General features: G+C 71.3%; 15 protein-coding genes and 1 riboswitch. Of the genes, 9 read left to right on the top strand and 6 right to left on the bottom strand.

What is annotated here, in order from left to right:
* Positions 1–34 precede the first annotated feature (34 nt).
* Positions 35–961, bottom strand: a complete 927-nt coding sequence (locus tag ACWEQG_RS23110; RefSeq protein WP_452287590.1) for an aminoglycoside phosphotransferase family protein — start codon at positions 959–961, stop codon at positions 35–37.
* Positions 962–1,342: 381 nt separating this feature from the next.
* Between ACWEQG_RS23110 and ACWEQG_RS23115 the strand changes: the two genes are divergently transcribed.
* Entirely contained in the window at positions 1,343–2,230 is an 888-nt protein-coding gene (locus ACWEQG_RS23115) for an IclR family transcriptional regulator (RefSeq protein WP_452287592.1), read from the top strand.
* Positions 2,231–2,250: 20 nt separating this feature from the next.
* Here ACWEQG_RS23115 and ACWEQG_RS23120 read toward each other — a convergent pair whose 3' ends face one another.
* Both ACWEQG_RS23120 and ACWEQG_RS23125 read right to left on the bottom strand, forming a co-directional pair.
* Positions 2,251–4,338 carry a DUF222 domain-containing protein gene (locus tag ACWEQG_RS23120; protein WP_452287594.1) on the bottom strand — a complete coding sequence of 696 codons (2,088 nt, stop codon included), beginning with the start codon at positions 4,336–4,338 and terminating at the stop codon, positions 2,251–2,253.
* Positions 4,339–4,644: 306 nt separating this feature from the next.
* Positions 4,645–5,220, bottom strand: coding sequence for a flavin reductase family protein (locus tag ACWEQG_RS23125; RefSeq protein WP_452287596.1), 576 nt, complete (start codon positions 5,218–5,220; stop codon positions 4,645–4,647).
* Positions 5,221–5,448: 228 nt separating this feature from the next.
* Here ACWEQG_RS23125 and ACWEQG_RS23130 point away from each other — a divergent pair, with 228 nt between their 5' ends.
* The 7 genes from ACWEQG_RS23130 to ACWEQG_RS23160 all read left to right on the top strand — a co-directional run bounded on the left by ACWEQG_RS23130 (position 5,449) and on the right by ACWEQG_RS23160 (position 13,102).
* A complete protein-coding gene (locus ACWEQG_RS23130) occupies positions 5,449–6,315 on the top strand; it encodes an alpha/beta fold hydrolase (protein ID WP_452287598.1) in 867 nt (288 codons plus the stop codon).
* Positions 6,312–8,006 (top strand): FAD-binding protein, encoded by a 1,695-nt coding sequence (locus ACWEQG_RS23135; RefSeq protein ID WP_452287600.1) that lies wholly within the window; start codon positions 6,312–6,314, stop codon positions 8,004–8,006. Before ACWEQG_RS23130 ends, ACWEQG_RS23135 begins: the two co-directional genes overlap by 4 nt.
* A 13-nt stretch (positions 8,007–8,019) precedes the next feature.
* Positions 8,020–9,054 carry a 2Fe-2S iron-sulfur cluster-binding protein gene (locus ACWEQG_RS23140; RefSeq protein WP_452287602.1) on the top strand — a complete coding sequence of 345 codons (1,035 nt, stop codon included), beginning with the start codon at positions 8,020–8,022 and terminating at the stop codon, positions 9,052–9,054.
* Between the two features lie 103 nt (positions 9,055–9,157).
* Positions 9,158–9,946, top strand: a complete 789-nt coding sequence (locus ACWEQG_RS23145; RefSeq protein WP_452287604.1) for a 2-keto-4-pentenoate hydratase — start codon at positions 9,158–9,160, stop codon at positions 9,944–9,946.
* 19 nt (positions 9,947–9,965) lie between these two features.
* Positions 9,966–10,874, top strand: coding sequence for an acetaldehyde dehydrogenase (acetylating) (locus ACWEQG_RS23150; protein ID WP_452287606.1), 909 nt, complete (start codon positions 9,966–9,968; stop codon positions 10,872–10,874).
* Positions 10,875–10,886: 12 nt separating this feature from the next.
* On the top strand, positions 10,887–11,909 hold the full coding sequence (gene dmpG / locus ACWEQG_RS23155) for a 4-hydroxy-2-oxovalerate aldolase (RefSeq protein WP_452287608.1): 1,023 nt from the start codon (positions 10,887–10,889) through the stop codon (positions 11,907–11,909).
* 8 nt (positions 11,910–11,917) lie between these two features.
* Complete coding sequence (locus ACWEQG_RS23160) at positions 11,918–13,102, top strand: acyl-CoA dehydrogenase family protein (protein WP_452287610.1); 1,185 nt, start codon at positions 11,918–11,920, stop codon at positions 13,100–13,102.
* A 46-nt stretch (positions 13,103–13,148) separates the two neighbouring features.
* Here the strand turns inward: ACWEQG_RS23160 and ACWEQG_RS23165 are convergent, their stop codons facing one another.
* Complete coding sequence (locus ACWEQG_RS23165; protein ID WP_452287612.1) at positions 13,149–14,594, bottom strand: oxygenase MpaB family protein; 1,446 nt, start codon at positions 14,592–14,594, stop codon at positions 13,149–13,151.
* Complete coding sequence (gene uppS / locus ACWEQG_RS23170) at positions 14,591–15,307, bottom strand: polyprenyl diphosphate synthase (RefSeq protein WP_452287614.1); 717 nt, start codon at positions 15,305–15,307, stop codon at positions 14,591–14,593. The genes ACWEQG_RS23165 and uppS overlap by 4 nt, the downstream gene beginning before the upstream one ends.
* A 318-nt stretch (positions 15,308–15,625) precedes the next feature.
* Positions 15,626–15,769, top strand: a riboswitch (cyclic di-AMP (ydaO/yuaA leader).
* A 12-nt stretch (positions 15,770–15,781) separates the two neighbouring features.
* On the opposite strand from uppS, the gene ACWEQG_RS23175 reads away from it, so the two are divergent.
* Positions 15,782–16,504, top strand: a complete 723-nt coding sequence (locus tag ACWEQG_RS23175) for a glycoside hydrolase family 25 protein (RefSeq protein WP_452287616.1) — start codon at positions 15,782–15,784, stop codon at positions 16,502–16,504.
* A 74-nt stretch (positions 16,505–16,578) separates the two neighbouring features.
* Here ACWEQG_RS23175 and secD read toward each other — a convergent pair whose 3' ends face one another.
* On the bottom strand, positions 16,579–18,825 hold the full coding sequence (secD, locus tag ACWEQG_RS23180) for a protein translocase subunit SecD (protein WP_452287618.1): 2,247 nt from the start codon (positions 18,823–18,825) through the stop codon (positions 16,579–16,581).
* Positions 18,826–18,831 lie beyond the last annotated feature (6 nt).

Here is an 18,831-nt window from a genome sequence, read left to right on the forward strand (position 1 = left end):
GCGGAGCGATGAGGATGACGGACCCGAAGCCCGGCTATCGTCGCCGGGTCAGCAGGGTCGTGGCGATCGCGACCTGCACGGGGTCCAGTGCCGTCTTGCCGTCTTCGACGTCCCACAGCGCGTTCTGCAGCACTCGGCCGAGAGTCCAGCCGGCCGCCCGCTGCCGATCGAGTCCGACGACCTCGGTCAGCAGGTCGAAGCGGCGGAGCACCGCGCGGGCGACGTCGCCGGTGGCCGCCACCTCGTCCCACCGGTTGTCCATGGCGGGCAGGAGCTCGAATCCGGGGTCGCCGGCCAGCGGTTCCGGGTCGATGGCGAGCCAGGGTTCCCGCTCCCCGGCGAGGACGTTGTCGTAGTGCAGGTCCCAATGCAGCAGGCGGTCGCCGGATTCGCCGATCAGCTCGGCCACGGCCGACGCGCAGGCGCGCACCAGCCGCCGCTCGCCAGGGTCGCGCAATGCGCGTACGGCCCGAGGGACCTGGCCGAGCATGGCGGCGGCGACCTCGCTCAGCCTCCGCACGCCCTCCGGGGCGCGCACCGCGGTCAGGCGGGCCAGCAGCCCGGCCAGGATCCGCAGGGCCGTGACGTCGTCGGCCATCGAGGACAGGGGCCGGGCCGCGTCGAGCCGTTCCAGCAGCTGCGTGCCGCTCCGCTCGTCATAGTTCAGCAGGCGCACGACACCGTCGCCGTTCCACGCCCGCAGGCCGATGGCCGCGCCGGCGGTCTCCTCCCGGAGCCGCTGCAGTTTGAGCACGGCGGGTGTCCCGTCGGCCCGGAGCACGGGCAGGACCAGCGACGCCATGCCATGGGCCGCAGGGCCGTCGGGCCGCAGTCCCCAGCGTTCCAGGAACTCGCCGCCCAGGCGGGGCAGCCCGGCGATCCAGGCGCGTTCCTCGGCGCCGTGCTCGCCGTAGGAGGCGGCGAACGCCCGGGGAACCTCGATGCGGGATGAGGTGGTCATCGATTCTCCTTCGAGTCAGCCGTGGATGAGCGAAGGAGAACCGCGGTGGGGCCCGGCCAGCGGGCAGGGGTCAAAGCATGCCTCCACCCTACCGAGCGACACCGTGGCTCAGCCGGGTGGAGAACAACACCCGGGACGTGAGCATCGAGTCCGATCCGCACGGGCGCACCTCCACAACACATCAGGAACAGCGGCCTCACGTCGGGAAACACGCTTGGCAGAAATCTTTCTAGTGGAGGGACATGCCCCTGCCGCCGCTCGCCTCGTTGACCGGAACCGGACAGGGGCCGACATGAGGGGGTGTCTCTTGGCCCCTTCCCAGGGGCGCTTAGCGTTGCTACATTCCGAAGCAAGAATTCATTTCAGTTTTTGGGAGGTGTGATGACCGCTCTCCGGGCCGAGGATGCGACGACGCCCGCGCGGCGAGAGCTGCCGCCGTCGATGGTCGAACGGATGACGCTGATAATGGACGCGTTCACCGGTCGCTCCGCTCGCCTCACCCTCGAGGACGTGGCTCGCCGCACCCACCTCCCGCGCTCAACGGCTCATCGCATCCTCGACCAGCTCGTACGGCTGAACTGGCTGGACCACACGTCGTTCGGCTACAGCCTGGGCAAGCGGGCACTCGGGCTCGGCGGCCGGGACGGCAGCCACGGCGAGATCCGCGAAGCGGCCGCGCCGCTGCTGCACAACCTGCAGATCAGGACCGGGATGGTCGTCCACCTCGCCGTGCTCGACGGCGCCGAGGTCTTCTACCTCGACAAGGTCGGCGGGCGGTTCGCCCTGTCGGTGCCGTCCCGCGTCGGAGGCCGGGCCCCCGCCCACTGCACCGCCCTCGGCAAGGCGATCCTCGCCTGGCTGGAACCCGAGCAGGTCGAGGCACTCATCGACGGTCACATCAGCCGCCTGACCAACCGGACGATCGGCGACATCGGCACCCTGCACCAGGAGCTCAACCGCATCCGGCAACGCCGGGGCCTCGCCTTCGAGAGGGGGGAGTGCTTCCCCGACATCTCCTGCGTCGCCGCCGCCGTACGCGGCCACGAGGGGCCGGTGGCCAGCATCTCCCTGGTCGGCGACGTCCGCACTCCGCTGGAGAAGGTGGCCCCGCTCGTGGTCGACGCCGCGCGTCAGGTCTCGCTCGCCCTGTTCCCCGACCTCAAGTCCCAGCGCAGGTCCCGGGTCGTCCACCGCGTGCCCGATCGGACCTGGTCCCCCGAGACCATGAACCGCCTGCTCGCCGTCGGCCAGAACGGCGACTGGCTCTGATCCATGTCCTCCGCTACACGTCAAATTCGCAGCTTTCTGGTCCGGTCGGGGTGGTAGGTGAAGGCCCAGCGGTCTTCGCCGGCCCTTCGGCGGGTGTAGCGGTCGGGGTGTTGGTAGCGGTCGCGGTTGTGGAACTGGCAGGCCGGGCCGAGGAGTTTGAGGTCGGTCAGGCCGCCGGTGCTCCAGTTGTCGGCGTGGTCGATCTGGCATCTGGTGGCGGGCAGGGGACAGCCGTCGATCCAGCAGGTGGCGTAGCGGGCGTAGATCGCCCGCCGCTGGGCCGGGGTGGCCAGGCGGACCTTGCGGCCCATGTCGAGCACCTGCCCCTCGGCGTCCATGACCAGGCGCACGAGGGTGGAGGTGCGGGCCAGCCGGTGCACGCCGGAGACGGGCAGCACCTGCCCGGTCGCCAGCAACAACCCCGGCGCCGTCCCCAACAGCGGACCCAACACCGCCCCCAGCAACATCCCCCACGCCGCGCCCGGTCCCGCCCCCGGCAGCCCTCCGGCCGACGCCCCCGGCTCTGGTCCCGGCGGCGCCTCCGGCTTTGCTCCCAGCGCACCGGCCCGCGACGCCGGTGCTTCTCGCGGCGCTGTCTGCGCTGACGTCCCCGGCTCTGGCCCGGACATGCCGGACGGCCTCTCCGCGTTTCCCGGCCCATGCCGGTCCTCCCTCGCAGGCCGAGGCCCGACGTGGGTGTGAGGGGCACAGGTGTCGCCAGGATGATCAGGCGAGTGCCACTCGCCCCACCGAGACTCCCATGAGTGCGATTCCTGCCGCTGTGGCGTGCTCTGCTGCGACGAGCCTCGCTGCGACTCCCTCTGCTTCGGCAAGCTGCTCTGCTGCGGCCTGCTCTGCTGTAGCTCCCTCCGCTGCCTGCTCTTCGCCTGCGCGTTGCCTTTCACATCAGCGCAGGACTGCTCGTCACGGGGGCCGGTCGCAAGGTCGTCGCCGTTCACGGCGCTCCCGGCGGCGCTGCTGCCGGTGCTCTCGACGGCGGCCTCTGCGGCTACATCGGCACCGGTGTCTACCGCGGAATCGGTCTCCTCAGCGTCACCGGTCTCGTCAAGGTCGACAGGGCCGGCGGTGTCGGCCGCACTGGCGGGGTCGGTGCCGCCGACGTCAGCCGGGTCGGGGGTGGGGGTGGGGTCGGTGGGGAGGGATTCGGCGTTGACCAGGACCAGAAGCTCGGCGGCGATCTTCTCCTCCAGCAACGCCATGAACGCATCCGCCTGACGCACCCGCAGCGGCCGGTCATCACCCTCCGCCTTGGGCCTGGCATAGGCGTCCAGCAACGCCTGCAACCGCGCGGCATGCTCACGCGGCAGATAGAACTCCCCCTCCAGACCGCCGCCCCTGCCCGGACGCACCCTCAGGAACCGCCGCCCGTAATCGGCCCGCTCATCGCGATCCTCACCATCGGGGTCCAGCACCGCCCGCAGATAACGGCCCGCCTTGGCCACCTCCGCCGCCCCCGCCCTGCCCGCCAGCTCCACCAGGATCGGCTCAGCCAAGCCGGCCTGCTCATCCGACAGACCCGCAACCGCGGCACAGATGGCCTCGGCCACCCCCGCCGCCAAGTCGCCGGCGGCGAACATCTCCCGCACCCGGGGCAGACGCGCCAACTCGACGCCCAGGGTCAGCAGCCGGCCCGCACCCGCGACCGTCATCCCTCCTGTGCTGCGCAGCCAGCTGCGGGTGGAGGCATGACCATGCCGCTTGGCCTGCCCCGCCCGATGCACCCGCCCCACCCGATCAGCCAACGCCGAGGTGATGCGATCCCGCGCGAACAACAACTCCTCGGCCTCGGCCAGGCAGATATCCACATCGTCCGGGACCGGCGCCTGCGCCAACGCCTGCGCCGACTCACGAACCGAGGCCACCAGCACCCACGACGGGCGACGCTGGGCGCCGTCCGACGCCTGATCACTGGCGTCACCGAGGCCGTCGCAGGAGCCGTCAGATAGGTCGTCGCCGGAGGCGTCCGTGCCCTTGTCCGAGGTAAAGGTCCAGAGGGGAGAGCCGGCGGTCAGCCGGTCGCGCCAGTCCGATTCAGAGGCTTTCGAACTAGGAGGGTGTTCGGCATCAACCGCAGATGGCTTCACCACGTTCCCCTCCGTATAATTCGAAAGCCTGTATGAATTCTCCCGCAGTCACGGATCGTCGAGCAACCGGACGGCACGATTAGCTGGGGTTACAGGTGAGAGGGAAGAGCGAATTTCAGAGCCGGTCGGGGGACGCGGCGCAGCACCACGGCGCTGTCGCCGGCGCACCGGCCACCGCATGTCGAGAGCGGCTGTCCGCTTCGCGCAGGCGCGGACTCCGGCAAGGGACTCCGACAAGGGACTCTGGCAACGGACTCCGGCGCAGACCGTGGCCGTGGGCGTGCGTCGGATTGGCTCTGGGGGAGAGGATCAGCCCCAGTGGTCGCCCCAGCCCCACAGGTTGGGACCGATAGCGGCGGCCGGGTCGTCCTGGTCGACTCCGAACCGGCCGCGGAAGAACAGCATCGGGCGCTGCTCGGTGACGACGGGTTCGAGCTCGTGGACATGGCCGATGACGACGTCGTGGTCGCCGGCGACGTGCACGTCGCGCACCTCGCCGTGGACGCGCAGCAGCACTCCTCGCAGGGACGGGGTGCCCCATCGCGACAGGTCCCAGTCGAGGCCGGCGAACTTGGCTCCCTTGCTGGAGCCGAACCGGCCGCAGAGGTCGATTTGGTCCTCGCCGAGGACGTTCACGCAGAAGCGGCCCGACCTCCTGATCCGCGGCCAGGCGCGGCCCTTGTGGTCGGCGCAGAACAGGACCATCGGCGGTTCGAGGGAGACCGACGCGAACGACTGGCAGGCGAAGCCCACCGGTTCGCCGTCGTCGAGGCCCGTCACCACGGTCACGCCGCTCGCGAACATGCCCAGCGCACGCCGGAACTCGGCGGGCGTGGGCGGCGCCACCTCGGTGCTGAACTCGGGGCCGGCCGGTGCAGCGGTCATGGACTCACCTCGCGTGCGTGTCGGTGCCTCAGGTGACGAACTTACAAACCCCCTTATGGGTGGCTCGCAAGGGGATCCCGGTCAATGGAAGGCGCGTACGAGAGGGGCGTGGTCCGGGCAGGTCACCGGGCCTGCCCGTCCCGGTCTCGCTCATCGGGATGATCGCCCTGTTCGCGTCGTCTGTCCAGTTAGCGTCGCGGGATCCGACACTGCGATTCGGGACGGACGATGACGGAGCTGACCTACGAGTCGACCCTGCGGGAACTCGTGACCGACCAGGGCGTGCTGCGCTACCACGAGGCCGGACAGGGCCCGCCGCTGCTGCTCCTGCACGGTTCGGGGCCCGGGGTGACCGGATGGCGCAACTACCGCGGCAACCTGGCGACGTTCGCCGAGCACTTCCGGTGCCTGGTGCTGGAGTTTCCCGGATTCGGGGTCAGCGACCCGACCGGCCAGCACCCGATGACGGCCGCGAACGGCGCGGTGATCCGATTCCTGGACGGGCTCGGACTCCAGCAGGCCGACGTGATCGGCAACTCGATGGGCGGGATCGTGGGCACCCAGGTGGCGCTCGCCCACCCCGACCGGATCCGCCGCCTCGTGACCATCGGCGGCATCGGCCGCAACATCTTCAGCCCCTCGCCGGGCGAGGGCATCAAGCTCCTGATGGAGTTCACCGAGGAGCCGACCCGCGAGCGGCTCGTCCGGTGGCTGCGCTCCATGGTGTACGACCCGGCCCTCGTCACCGAGGAGCTCGTCGAGGAGCGCTGGGCCCTCGCCACCGAGCCGGAGACGCTGGCCGCCGCGCGGCGGATGTACGGCAGGGCCGCCTTCGCCGCCGGTCAGAAGGCCGCCGCGAAGTCGGACGTCCCGCCGTACTGGGCGATGTTGCACACGCTGAAGGCCAGGACGCTCATCACCTGGGGCCGCGACGACCGGGTCAGCCCCGTCGACATGGCGCTCCTGCCGATGCGTACGGTCCCCGACGTCGAGGTGCACGTCTTCCCCAACTGCGGCCACTGGGTGATGATCGAGCAGAAAGCCGCCTGGGAAAGTGTCGTGCTGGCCTTCCTCACCCGGAAGGACGAGCGGTGACCACGTGGGATGAGGAGTTCGACCTCGTCATCGTCGGCAGCGGCGGCGGAGGCATGGCCGCCGCGCTGACCGCGCACGACAGCGGGCTGTCGTGCGTGGTGGTCGAGAAGGGCGGCAAGTTCGGCGGCAGCACCGGCATCTCCGGCGGCGGGATCTGGATCCCCAACAACCCGACCCTGCGAGCCGAGGGACACGACGACAGCCGTGAGTCGATCCGGCGCTACCTCGACCTGCTGACCGAGGGCCGCGTACCGGCCGCCCGGCTCGACGCGTACGTCGACAACGGCCCGGCCGCGATGGAGCTGCTCGGGAAGAGCAGGTGGATGCGGTTCTCCTGGGTGAAGGGCTACGCCGACTACCACCCCGAGTACGAGGGCGGCCGGCCGCTCGGCCGCTCGATCGAGGCGCTGCCGTTCGACACCCGCAAGCTGGGCGAGGACGAGAAGTACCAGCGGCCGAACAACATGAAGGGCCCGCTCGGCCTGTGGATCACCGCCAAGGACTACCACGACCTGGCCATGGTCAAGCGCACCTGGCGCGGCCGCCGGGCCTCGGTCGTCGCGGCCTGGCGGATGTCGTCCAACGTGATCCGCCGACGGCACATGGCCACCGGCGGGCGCGCGCTCGTCGCCCGGCTGCGCATGGCGCTCAAGGACGCCGGTATCCCGCTCTGGCTGAAGACGCCGATGACCGGTCTCGTCACCGACGCCAGCGGCGCGGTCACCGGCATCGTGGCCCGGCGCGAGGGCGAGGCGATCCGCGTCCGCGGCCGGTACGGCGTGCTGCTGGCGACCGGCGGCTTCGACCACAACACGCAGTTGCGGGAGAGGTACCTGCCCGAGGGCGCCCGGCCCGACTTCGGCATGGGCGCCAGGGAGAACACCGGCGACGGCATCCTCGCCGGCGAGCGCGTCGGCGCCGCCCTCGACCTGATGGACGACGCCTGGTGGATGCCGGCCGTACGGCATCCGGCCGGGGCGACGATCCCGCTGGTGTCCGAGCGGTGCATCCCGCCGTCGGTCATCGTCTCGCGGGACGGCCGGCGGTTCACCAACGAGTCCGCGCCGTACGTGAACTTCGTGCACGACCAGCTGGCCGGCGGCCACGTCCCGGCCTGGTTCGTGATGGACGCCAAGGCCCGGGCGCGCTACCCCTTCGCGCAGATCCCGCCGGGCATGCCGATCCCGCAGGAGTTCTACGACCAGGGCATCGCGGTCCGGGCGGACACCCTCACCGAGCTGGCGGGCGAGATCGGCGTCCCGGCGGGCGCGCTGACCGAGACCGTCGAGCGCTTCAACGGGTTCGCCCGGGTGGGCAAGGACGAGGACTTCGGCCGCGGCGACAGCGCCTACGACCGCTACTACGGCGACCCGACACTGAAGAACCCGAACCTCGACGTGATCGACAGGGCGCCCTACTACGCGTTCCGGCTCGAGGTCGGCGACCTCGGCACCAAGGGCGGCCTGGTGTGCGACGAGCACAGCCGGGTGCTGCGGGCGGACGGCGCACCCATCGAGGGCCTGTACGCGACCGGCAACACCTCGGCGTCGGTGATGGGCAACGAGTACGCCGGGCCGGGGGCCACGATCGGCCCGTCCATCGTCTTCGGCTACATCGCCGCGCGGCACGCCGCCCTGCGGGCACGCGCGACCGGCACGACCGGCACCGCCGGCACCACGAACACGGCGTGACGCGGTGGGGGAGATGACACAGGGGGGAGCGCTCAGGGTCCGGGTGGTCGAAGTGGTCAAGGAGACCGCCGACGCCCACTCGCTGGTCCTCGAGCCCGCGGAGGGGGACCCGTCCAAGTTCTCGTACAAGCCGGGGCAGTTCCTGACGATCCGGGTGCCGACCACCCGGCCGGAGGGCGCCGCCCGCTGCTACTCGCTGAGCAGTTCGCCGCTGTGCGACGACAAGCTCAAGGTGACGGTGAAGCGCACCCGGGGCGGCTACGGCTCGAACTGGATCTGCGACCACGTCACCGAGGGCGACGTGCTGGAGGTGCTGCGGCCGTCGGGGCTGTTCACCCCCGCGTCGCTGGACGAGGACCTGCTGCTGCTGGCGGGCGGCAGCGGCGTCACCCCGGTGATGTCGATCCTCAAGTCGTGCCTGCGCGCCGGGACCGGCTCGGTCGTGCTCGTCTACGCCAACCGCGACGAGAGCTCGGTGATCTTCCGCGACGAGCTGGTCGCGCTGGCCGCCGGGCACGGTGAGCGGCTGACGGTGATCCACTGGCTGGAGTCCGTGCAGGGCCTGCCCACCGCGGCGGGCCTGGCCGCCCTGACCCGGCCGTACGCCGGGCGGGAGGCGTTCGTCTGCGGGCCCGGGCCGTTCATGGACCTCGCCGTGGACGTGCTGACCCGGCACGGCGCGCCGCCCGGGCGTGTCCACGTGGAGAGGTTCGAGTCGCTGGCCGGCGACCCGTTCGCGGTGACCGAGGTGGTGCTCGACGCGGCGGGTCCCGTCAGCACCGTCGAGGTCGAGCTCGACGGCGAGACGAGGACCCTTACCTGGCCGCGCGGCGACAAGCTGCTCGACGTGCTGCTCCAGGCCGGCCTCGACGCGCCGTACTCCTGCCGGGAGGGCTCGTGCAGCGCGTGCGCGTGCGTGCTGCTGGAGGGCGAGGTCGAGCTGGAGCACAACACGGTGCTCGACCGGCAGGACCTCGCGGACGGCCTCATCCTGGGCTGCCAGGCGCTCCCGCTCAGCGACCGGCTCAAGGTCACCTACGACGCCTGACCGCACGGAGAGGCTTCGCTCCCACTCACCGGGAGACGCGCGGGCGCGGCGGCGGCCGTGACGCGACCCTTTGACCATCAGCAGGACACGAGGAGGATCCCCGATGCTGGACGAGGCGCTGCGGGCGGAGGCGGCCGGGCGGCTGCGGGCGGCCGAGCGGGACCGCTCGCCGATCGAGCCGCTGACCGACGCCTACCCGGGCATCGACGTGGTGGACGCCTACGAGATCCAGCTCGCCAACATCCGGCGGCGGCTGGCGGCCGGGGCCCGGGTGTGCGGGCACAAGGTGGGCCTGTCCTCCCCGGTCATGCAGCGGATGATGGGCGTGGACGAGCCCGACTACGGCCACCTGCTCGACGACATGGTGCTGGCGCAGGACGAGCCGATCGAGGCCGCGCGCTACTGCTACCCCCGGGTCGAGGTCGAGATCGGATACGTGCTCGGGGCGAGCCTGCCCGGCGAGGGCTGCACCGAGGAGGACGTGCTCGCCGCGACCGAGTACGTCGTGCCGAGCATCGAGCTGATCGACAGCCGCATCACGGACTGGCGGATCCGCCTGGCCGACACGATCGCGGACAACGCGTCCTCGGCCGGGGTGCTCCTCGGCGACGCGCGGGTGAGCCCCGAGGGGATGGACCTGGCCGGCATCGAGGCAGTGCTCCACGACGGCGACGGCAACGAGATCACCCGGGGCAACACCGGCGCCGTGCTCGGGAACCCCACCACGGCCGTGGCCTGGCTGGCCAGGAAGGTCGCCTCGTTCGGGGTCAAGCTCGAGGCCGGGCACGTCGTCCTTCCTGGCTCCTGCACCAGGGCCGTCGACGTGCGTCCCGGCGACGTCTTCCGCGCCGAGTTCGCCGGGCTCGGCTCCGTCACCGCTCGCTTCGAATGATCCGGATAAGAGGACTTCCATGAGTAAGGCGACCGCCGCGATCGTCGGCTCGGGCAACATCGGGACCGACCTGATGTACAAGCTGCTGCGCTCGGCGCACATCGAGCCACGCTGGATGATCGGCGTGGAGCCCGGCAGCCCGGGCCTCAAGCGGGCCGCCGACCATGGCCTGATCACCTCGGCCGACGGCGTGGACTGGCTGCTCGGCCGGGACGAGCGGCCCGACATCGTCTTCGAGGCGACCTCGGCGTACGTGCACAGGGAGAACGCGCCGAAGTACCGTGAGCTGGGCATCCGGGCCGTCGACCTGACCCCGGCCGCGATCGGCCCGGCGGTGGTGCCCGCGGTCAACCTCGGCGCTCATCTCGACGCCCCCAACGTCAGCCTGATCACCTGCGGCGGCCAGGCGACGATCCCGATCGTGCACGCGGTCTCGCAGGTCACCGAGGTGGCGTACGCGGAGATCGTGGCCAGCGTGGCCTCTCCGTCGGCCGGTCCCGGCACCCGCGCCAACATCGACGAGTTCACCAGGACGACCGCGCGCGGCATCGAGACGATCGGCGGCGCCGGGCGGGGCAAGGCCATCATCATCCTGAACCCGGCCGAGCCGCCGATGCTCATGCGGGACACGATCTTCTGCTCGATCCCCGTCGACGCCGACCGGGACGCGATCGCGGCCTCCATCGAGAAGGTGGCCGTCGGCGTCGCGTCGTACGTGCCCGGCTACCGGCTGCGGACCGAGCCCCAATTCCACGAGTCACAGTTCGACGACCCGACGGCGGTCAGCGGCGGGCTCGCCCGCGTCGCCGTGTTCGTCGAGGTCGAGGGCGCGGGCGACTTCCTGCCGCCGTACTCCGGCAACCTCGACATCATGACGGCCGCCGCCACCAGGGTCGGCGAGGGCTTCGCGCAGCGCATCCACTCGTAAGGAGACCGACCCATGCCCTACAGCGCCGACCTCGACATCAGGGTCACCGACTCGTGCCTGCGGGACGGCTCGCACGCCAAGCAGCACCAGTTCACCGTCGAGCACGTGCGGTCCATCGTCACCGCGCTGGACGACGCGGGCGTGCCGGTCATCGAGGTGACGCACGGCGACGGCCTCGGCGGCTCGTCGTTCAACTACGGGTTCAGCCACACGCCCGAGCAGGAGCTCATCAAGGCCGCGGTCGCCACGGCCAGGCGGGCGAAGATCGCGTTCCTGATGCTGCCCGGCGTCGGTCTCAAGGACGACATCCGCGAGGCCGCCGACAACGGCGCGAGCATCTGCAGGATCGCCACCCACTGCACCGAGGCCGACGTCTCGGTCCAGCACTTCGGGCTGGCCAGGGAGCTCGGCCTGGAGACGGTCGGCTTCCTGATGATGTCGCACAGTCAGCCGCCGGAGGTCCTGGCCGGCCAGGCCAGGATCATGGCCGACGCCGGCTGCCAGTGCGTCTACGTCGTCGACTCGGCCGGGGCGCTGATCATGGAGCGGACGAGCGACCGCGTCGCCGCGCTCGTGGCCGAGCTGGGGGACGACGCCCAGGTCGGCTTCCACGGCCACGAGAACCTCGGGCTCGGGGTGGCCAACTCGATCCTCGCCGTACGGGCCGGGGCCAAGCAGATCGACGGCTCGGTGCGGCGGTTCGGCGCCGGCGCGGGCAACACGCCGCTGGAGGCCTTCGCCGCCGTCACCGACAAGCTCGGTATCCGCACGGGCATCGACACCCTCAAGATCATCGACGCCGCCGAGGACGTGGTCCGCCCGATCATGGACGGCGAGTGCCTGCTCGACCGGCTGACCCTGACCATGGGCTACGCCGGGGTCTACTCCAGCTTCCTCAAGCACGCCGACCGTCAGGCGAGGACGTACGGCGTGTCCGGCGCCGAGATCCTCATGGAGGCCGGGCGCCGCAAGCTGATCGGCGGTCAGGAAGACCAGCTCATCGAAATCGCAGTCGCCCTCGCGGCGAAGAAGTGAGAACAGCCATGGCCAACCCGGTACTCGAAGCGATCACCCAGCGCGCCGAGGAGATCAGCGCCCTCGGCCCCTCCAATGAGACCCTGTGCCGGCTGGACGACCAGGCCGCCAAGGTGCTGCGCGAAGCGGGGGTCATCCGCATGCTCCAGCCGAAGATCCACGGCGGCTTCGAGTTCCACCCCCGCGACTACGCCGAGACGATCATGAAGCTGGCGAGCCTCGACGGCTCGACCGGCTGGGTCGCGGGAGTCGTGGGCGTGCATCCGTGGGAGATGGCCTTCGCCGACCCGCGGGTCCAGCAGGAGGTCTGGGGCGAGAACCAGGACACGTGGATCGCCTCGCCGTACGCGCCGATGGGCATCGCCCGGCCCGTCGACGGCGGCTACGTCTTCAACGGCCGCTGGCAGTTCTCCTCGGGCACCGACCACTGCGACTGGATCTTCCTCGGCGGCATGCTCGGCGACGCCGAGGGCAGGATGGCCCAGCCGCCGGCCTCGCTGCACCTCATCCTGCCGCGGTCGGACTACGAGATCGTCGAGGACTCCTGGAACGTCGTCGGCCTGCGCGGCACCGGCAGCAAGGACATCATCGTCACGGACGCGTTCGTCCCCGGCTACCGGACGATCCCGTACAACAAGGTCGTGGACGGCAGCCAGGCCAAGGAGGCCGGGCTGACCAACCCGCTCTACCACATGCCGTTCTCCGCGGCGTTCCCGCTCGGGATCACCGCCGCGGTCGTCGGCATCGCCGAGGGCGCGCTCGCGCACCACATGGCGTACCAGCGGAGCCGCGTGCAGATCACCGGCACCAGGATCAAGGACGACCCGTACGTCCTGTACGCGATCAGCGAGGCGGCGGCCGAGATCGCGGCGGCGCGCTCGGCGCTGCTCGACAACGCCTCGCGGATGTACGACATCGTGGCCTCCGGCCGCGAGGTGACCTTCGACGAGCGGGCCGTGGGCCGCCGCACCCAGGTCCAGGCGGCCTGGCGCGCGGTACGGGCGATGGACGAGATCGTGGCGCGGTCGGGCGGCAACGCGATGCGGGCGGACAACCCGATCCAGCGCTTCTGGCGGGACGCGCACGTCGGGCTGGCCCACGCGATCCACGTGCCCGGCTCGGTCTTCCACGTCACCGCGCTGACGCAACTCGGCATCGAGCCGCCGCACGGCCCGATGCGCTCGATGATCTGAGGAGTGCCGGATCTGAGAGTGCCGGTTCCCGCCGGAGGCGGCGCCGTCAGGTCTGGGCGAACATCTGGTCGTAGACCCCGGAGTGCCGGCGGCCGGCCATGAAGTCCAGGAACCGGCGGACGAACTCGGCCCGGGTCAGTCGCTCGCCGGCGTCGCCGTCGCCCGGGTCCTGATCGAAGGCGGTCCGGAAGAGAGCGCGGTACTCCTGGGCGTCGATGACCTGGTCGTCGTCCGTGTCCGTCACGTCGAACAGGACCTCGGCGATCCTGATGAGGGCGGAGCCGGCCATGGCGGCCGCCGCCGCGCCGTACTCGTCGCCGGTGATGCGTCCGTCGCCGTCGGTGTCGAGCTCCTTCTGCAGCTCACGCCACCAGTCGGCGAAGGCGGCGAACAGGCGGTCCTCGTCCTGGGTGTCCAGGTCCAGACGGGTGGCGATCTCCCGCGCCATCGCGGCGAGGTCGGGCCAGCGGAGGTGGCCGTCGCCGGTCTGGTCGAGGACCTCGGAGAAGAACCGTGAGGCGGAGCGCACCGCCGAGTCGCCGGCGGCCGACGTCTCCTGACCGGGCGTGAGGAGGCGCAGGAGCGCCCCGGCTTTCGCCACGCCACGGCGTAGCCCCGCCAGCGCCTCGCCGCCCCGCTGCGGCGCGTAGCCCGGGTCGAGCATGGTCATGACCGTGTCGAGCCGGGTCCACGACTCCGGCAGCAGCCGCGTCGCGAGACTCGTGGACAGGCAGGTGGCGTGCATGAGCGTGCGCGTGCCGGGGACCTCGGCGAGCCCCAGCCGTGCGCGGAGCGACTCGGGCAGCGTCGCCACGATGATCGCGCTGGCCGTCGGCCCGGCGATGGCCCTGCCCGCCGCCCACACGGCGGGCCGGTCGCGGAGCAGAGGGGGCGCGGGTACCTGCGCGAACAGGCGGTCGAGGACGACGTGGACCGCTTCGGTGTTCTCCAGCCGCTCCTCGACGACGGTCGAGTAGTAGCGCCAGAACTCCCGCACCGTGGGCGGAAGCTTGCCGCCGTAGGGGTCCATCAGTGCGAGGAACGCCTGGAACTCGGCGTACAGCCGGTCCAGGGCGGGGCCGTCGAGGGACTCGCCGCTCAGCCGGCCAATGGTGACCGCGGATTCGAACAGCGTCGCCACCACCCAGGCGCGTGCCTCGGGATCGGCGGCGTTGAACGGGCGGTTCTCGGCGTCGGTGCCGGTGATGCGCGCGTGCAGGCGGTTGAGCCGGGCCGCCTCCCGCTGGCGCACCCGGATGTCGGGGTCGACCATCCGCTGCGCGCTGAGCACGGTGTTGCGCAGGCGCCGCCACGGGTGCGCGACGAAGGTCGAGTTGGCGATCAGCGCGGCGCCGATCTGCGGGTGCGCGGCCTCCAGGACGATGGCCCGGGTCGCCACCAGCCCCCAGCGTGTCTGGCGGGTCAACCGGTGGAGCATCGATCCCGGGCCGAGCGGATCGGCGTCGGCTCCGGCGGGTGCGGCGTCGCTCATCGACATTCCTTTCCTGTCAGGGCCGGTTCCTGTACCCCGCCGAACCGGCGGTCGCGCCGCCGGTAGGTCTCCAGGCATTCCCAGAAGTGCCCGGCGCGGAAGTCCGGCCACAGCACCCGGGGGAAGACCCATTCGGCGTAGGCCACCTGCCACAGCATGAAGTTGGATATCCGCTGTTCTCCGGAGGTGCGGATGACCAGGTCCACCTCCGGCATGTCGGGGTGGGGCAGACGGCGGGCGAAGCTTTCCTCGGTGACCTGCTCGGGCGGCACCCCGTCGCGGATCAGCGACCGGGCGGCCTCGACGATGTCGCGGCGGCCGCCGTGGTCGAACGCCACCGTCAACGTCATCCGCCGGTTGTCGCGGGTCAGCGCCGTCAGATCGGCGATGTCACGGGCCAGCGCGGGCGGGATCCGCGGATCGGCGACGCCGAGGAACCGGCAGCGGATCCCGCGTGTGTGCAAAGACAAGGCGTGTTTGCGGATGGCGCGGCGAACCAGCCGGAGCAGGTCGTCGACCTCGGCGGCCGGGCGCCGCCAGTTCTCCGTGGAGAAGGCGTACAGGCTCAACCACCCGACGCCGGCGGTGTGGGCCGCCTCGATGACATCGATCACGGCGGCCTCCGCCGCCCGATGCCCCTCGATGCGGGACAGCGACCGCTGCGCGGCCCACCGCCCGTTCCCGTCCATCACGCACGCCACGTGATGAGGCACGCCTCTCACATCGCCCGCCTCGAGAAGGAGTACATGGTCACTTCCGTCGTTCGCCGCCGTCCCCGGCCCTGGTGCGGGGGGGAGGGAGGAGAGTGATCTCTCCGGAGACGGACTCTTTCACAATCCGTGAGGCGATGAATACTAACCGTCAGTATCGGTGATCCTTACCTCGCCTGTCGCCGCAGGTAAAGACGTGTTTTGTCCCGTTTACACCAATCTGATGGTGTGTGTACCTTTAGGGCACACGGTTTGGGGTAGCGACCGCCCTCCGGCGCCGCATCCCTTGCCGTGTCGTTGCCCGGTCCGCGCGGTCCCGTGACCGTGCGGCCGCCGAATCCGCGATCAGCGGAGCCGGGGACCCACTTCTCTTCGGGGTGAATCGGGAGCAGCCCCAGATGCGCCCGTAGGGCACTTCCTGCCCGAACCCGTCAGCTAACCCGGTAGGCGGCATGGAAGCAAGGAGTCAGCCCCGACATGTCCACCCACCGCCTCTCCCTCGATCGCCGGCCCTCCGGCCGGCGCCTGCGCTCCGCCCTCGCGGCGGCGACCCTCGCGGTCTCGGCCGCCACGGCCGGCGTCACGGCGGCCGTCGCCCTGCCCGGCCCGGCCTACGCCAACCCGCACACGTACGGCCAGGACGTCTCCGGCTACGAGGCCGACCACGACTGGATGAACAGCCGCGCGCAGTTCGGCTTCATCAAGGCGACCGAGGGCACGTCCTGGGTCGACTCGTCCTTCCCCCGGCACTGGCGTGAGCTGGACAAGAAGGGCATCGTCCGCGGCGTCTACCACTACGGTCATCCCAAGAACGACCCCATCGCCGAGGCCGACCACTTCCTCGACGTGGTGAGCTCGCAGCCGGGCAAGCCCGGCGACATCCTGGTGCTCGACCTGGAGACCAGCGACGGCCAGTCGGTCGAGCACGTCAACGAGTGGGCCAAGGCCTGGCTGGAGTACGTGACGGCCAAGACCGGGACGAAGCCGATGTTCTACAGCGGCTGGAACTTCGCCGACAAGTACGGCCGCGGCCTCGGCGACTACCCGCTCTGGGTGGCCCACTACAGCAAGGCTCCGGGCGACATCACGCCGCCCGCCGACTGGAAGGCCTGGGCGATCCACCAGTACACCGACTCGCCCATCGACCAGAACGTCTCCGCGCTGACGCCCGCCCAGTTGCGCGCGCTCGGCCGCCAGTAGCCGCACGACCCAGCCGCACGACCCAGCCGCACGGCCCCCGGGGCGGGACGCCCGCCCCCGGGGGCCGTTCCGGCTCAGACCACCGCGCCGGAGCCGTCGCGCCGCGCGGGCTTGACCCGCGGTGCGGCGGGAGCCGGCGGCGGCTGGCTGGAGCGCCGCTCCAGCGCGATCGCCACCGGCCCGGCCACGAACGACGACGACAGCGTGCCCACGACGATGCCGATCAGCAGGGCGACGGCGAAGTCCCGCAGCGAGTCTCCGCCGAACACCGCCAGAGCCGCCAGGATGAACAGCGCCCCGAGCCCGGTGTTCACCGTGCGGGGTGCGGTCTGCAGGATCGCGGCGTTCACCACCCGGCCGAACGGCTCGCCGCGCCGCATCGGCCACAGCTCGCGCACCCGGTCGAACAGCACGACCTTGTCGTTGACCGAGTAACCGATGATCGTCAGCATCGCGGCCAGGAACACCCCGTCGATCGGCTTGCTCAGCCAGGCGAACGTGCCGACGACGACGGCCGCGTCCACGAACAGCGCCGCCACGGCCGCCGTGCCGAACGTCCACCGGAACCGGAACGCCAGGTAGGCGAGCTGCGCGGCGAGCGCGACGGCGAGCGCGATGAGCGCGTTGCGGCGCAGTTCCTCGCCCAGGCTCGGCCCGATGAGCTCGTCACGCTGCTTGGTGACCTCGCCCACGCTCCGGTCCAGCGCCTCCTCCACGCGGACCACGTCGTCCGCGCTGATCTGCCCGGTGCGCACCGAGATCGCGTCGTCCGACCGTTGCACGACGGCCGAGGGGAACCCGGCGTCCGCCACCGCCTGCCTGGCCGCCGTGACGTCGACCGGCCTGCTCGTGCCGAACTCCACGATCCGGCCGCCGGTGAACTCGACGCCGTAGTTCAGGCCGCGGGTGACCAGCCCCGCCCCGGCGAGCACGAGCAGCCCGGCCGCGACGGCGAGCCACAGCCGCCTGCCCCGCATCAGATCCGGGTCGCGCCGGGTCAGCCAGGTCCTGACCCGGCCGATCGAGCCGATGCCGGACGCCCGGGGGCCGATCCTGCCGATCAGGGCGGTGGCGAGCACCCGGGTGATCAGCATGGCCGAGACCAGCGAGGCCAGCACGCCGATGGCCAGGGTCACGCCGAAGCCCTTCACCGGGCCCGAGGCCAGCCAGAACAGCAACCCGGCGGCGAGCAGGGTGGTGATGTTGGAGTCGGCGATCGCGCTCCAGGCGTTCTTGAAGCCGCGTTCGAGGGCCGCCTTGAGGCCTCGGCGGGGCGCCTCGCCGTACTCCTCCCTGGCCCGTTCGAAGACCAGCACGTTGGCGTCCACCGCCATGCCGATCGCCAGGACGAACCCGGCCAGGCCGGGCAGTGTGAGCGTGGCCCCCATGGCCACGAGCCCGGCGTACGAGATCAGGCCGTAGCAGGCGAGCGCGACCGCGGCCAGCACGCCCACCAGGCGGTAGACGACGCCGATGAACAGCGCGGTCAGGATCACCCCGACGATGCCGGCCTTGGCGCTCGCCGCGATGGCGTCGGCGCCGAGGGTCGGGCCGACCGTGCGCTGCTCGACCAGTTCCAGCGGCACCGGGAGCGAACCGCCCTTGACCAGCACCGCGAGGTTCTGCGCCTCCTGGGCGGTGAAGGACCCGGTGATCTGCGTGGTGCCGCCGGGGATCCCCGCCTCGCAGGCGATCGACTCGTCCACCTGCGGCGAGGAGATGATCTCGTTGTCGAGGACGATGGCGACGCGGCGCTTGTGGTCGCCGGGAGGCGCGCAGGCCGCCGTCCCGGTCAGCTCCCGCCAGGGTCCGGGCTCCTTGAAGTCGATCGTGACGAACCAGCCGGGCCCCATCTGGGGGTCGGTGCGGGCGGCGGCGTCGGTGACGCCGGCCCCGCTGAGCGCGACCGGCCCGAGCTTCAGCTTCTGGCCGCTCTCGTCGGCGATCGCGTCCTTGTCACCGGCCTCCGCGGGGCCGAGCACCGAATGGAAGTTGAGCTGGGCGGTCTTGCCGATGACCGCGGCGGCCTCGCGCGGGTCGAGCACGCCGGGCAGTTCGACGATGATCCGCTTCTCGCCGGAGCGGACCAGGGTGGGATCGACGACTCCGAGGGCGTCCGCCCGGCGCCGGAGCACGTCGAGGGCACGGTCGGTGGCGTCGGCGTCCGCCTTGACCGTGGGAGAGTCCTTCGTCTCGAAGACGAGCTGGGTACCGCCGCGCAGGTCGAGGCCGAGGCGCGGGGCCATGGTGAGAGCGAGCAGCAGTGAGGTCGCGATGACGGCGAGCGCCGCCACCGCGCGCCACATGGGCGCACGGGACATGAAGCC

The sequence above is a fragment of the Microbispora sp. NPDC004025 genome, assembly GCF_053604425.1.

Bases quoted from the DNA above. Each gene is read 5' to 3' on its own strand.
- ACWEQG_RS23125 (WP_452287596.1), bottom strand. From the start codon at position 5,220: ATGACCGCTGCACCGGCCGGCCCCGAGTTCAGCACCGAGGTGGCGCCG.
- secD (WP_452287618.1), bottom strand. From the start codon at position 18,825: ATGTCCCGTGCGCCCATGTGGCGCGCGGTGGCGGCGCTCGCCGTCATC.
- ACWEQG_RS23165 (WP_452287612.1), bottom strand. From the start codon at position 14,594: ATGAGCGACGCCGCACCCGCCGGAGCCGACGCCGATCCGCTCGGCCCG.
- ACWEQG_RS23145 (WP_452287604.1), top strand. From the start codon at position 9,158: ATGCTGGACGAGGCGCTGCGGGCGGAGGCGGCCGGGCGGCTGCGGGCG.
- ACWEQG_RS23115 (WP_452287592.1), top strand. From the start codon at position 1,343: ATGACCGCTCTCCGGGCCGAGGATGCGACGACGCCCGCGCGGCGAGAG.
- ACWEQG_RS23130 (WP_452287598.1), top strand. From the start codon at position 5,449: ATGACGGAGCTGACCTACGAGTCGACCCTGCGGGAACTCGTGACCGAC.
- ACWEQG_RS23140 (WP_452287602.1), top strand. From the start codon at position 8,020: ATGACACAGGGGGGAGCGCTCAGGGTCCGGGTGGTCGAAGTGGTCAAG.
- ACWEQG_RS23150 (WP_452287606.1), top strand. From the start codon at position 9,966: ATGAGTAAGGCGACCGCCGCGATCGTCGGCTCGGGCAACATCGGGACC.
- ACWEQG_RS23175 (WP_452287616.1), top strand. From the start codon at position 15,782: ATGTCCACCCACCGCCTCTCCCTCGATCGCCGGCCCTCCGGCCGGCGC.
- ACWEQG_RS23110 (WP_452287590.1), bottom strand. From the start codon at position 961: ATGACCACCTCATCCCGCATCGAGGTTCCCCGGGCGTTCGCCGCCTCC.
- dmpG (WP_452287608.1), top strand. From the start codon at position 10,887: ATGCCCTACAGCGCCGACCTCGACATCAGGGTCACCGACTCGTGCCTG.
- ACWEQG_RS23160 (WP_452287610.1), top strand. From the start codon at position 11,918: ATGGCCAACCCGGTACTCGAAGCGATCACCCAGCGCGCCGAGGAGATC.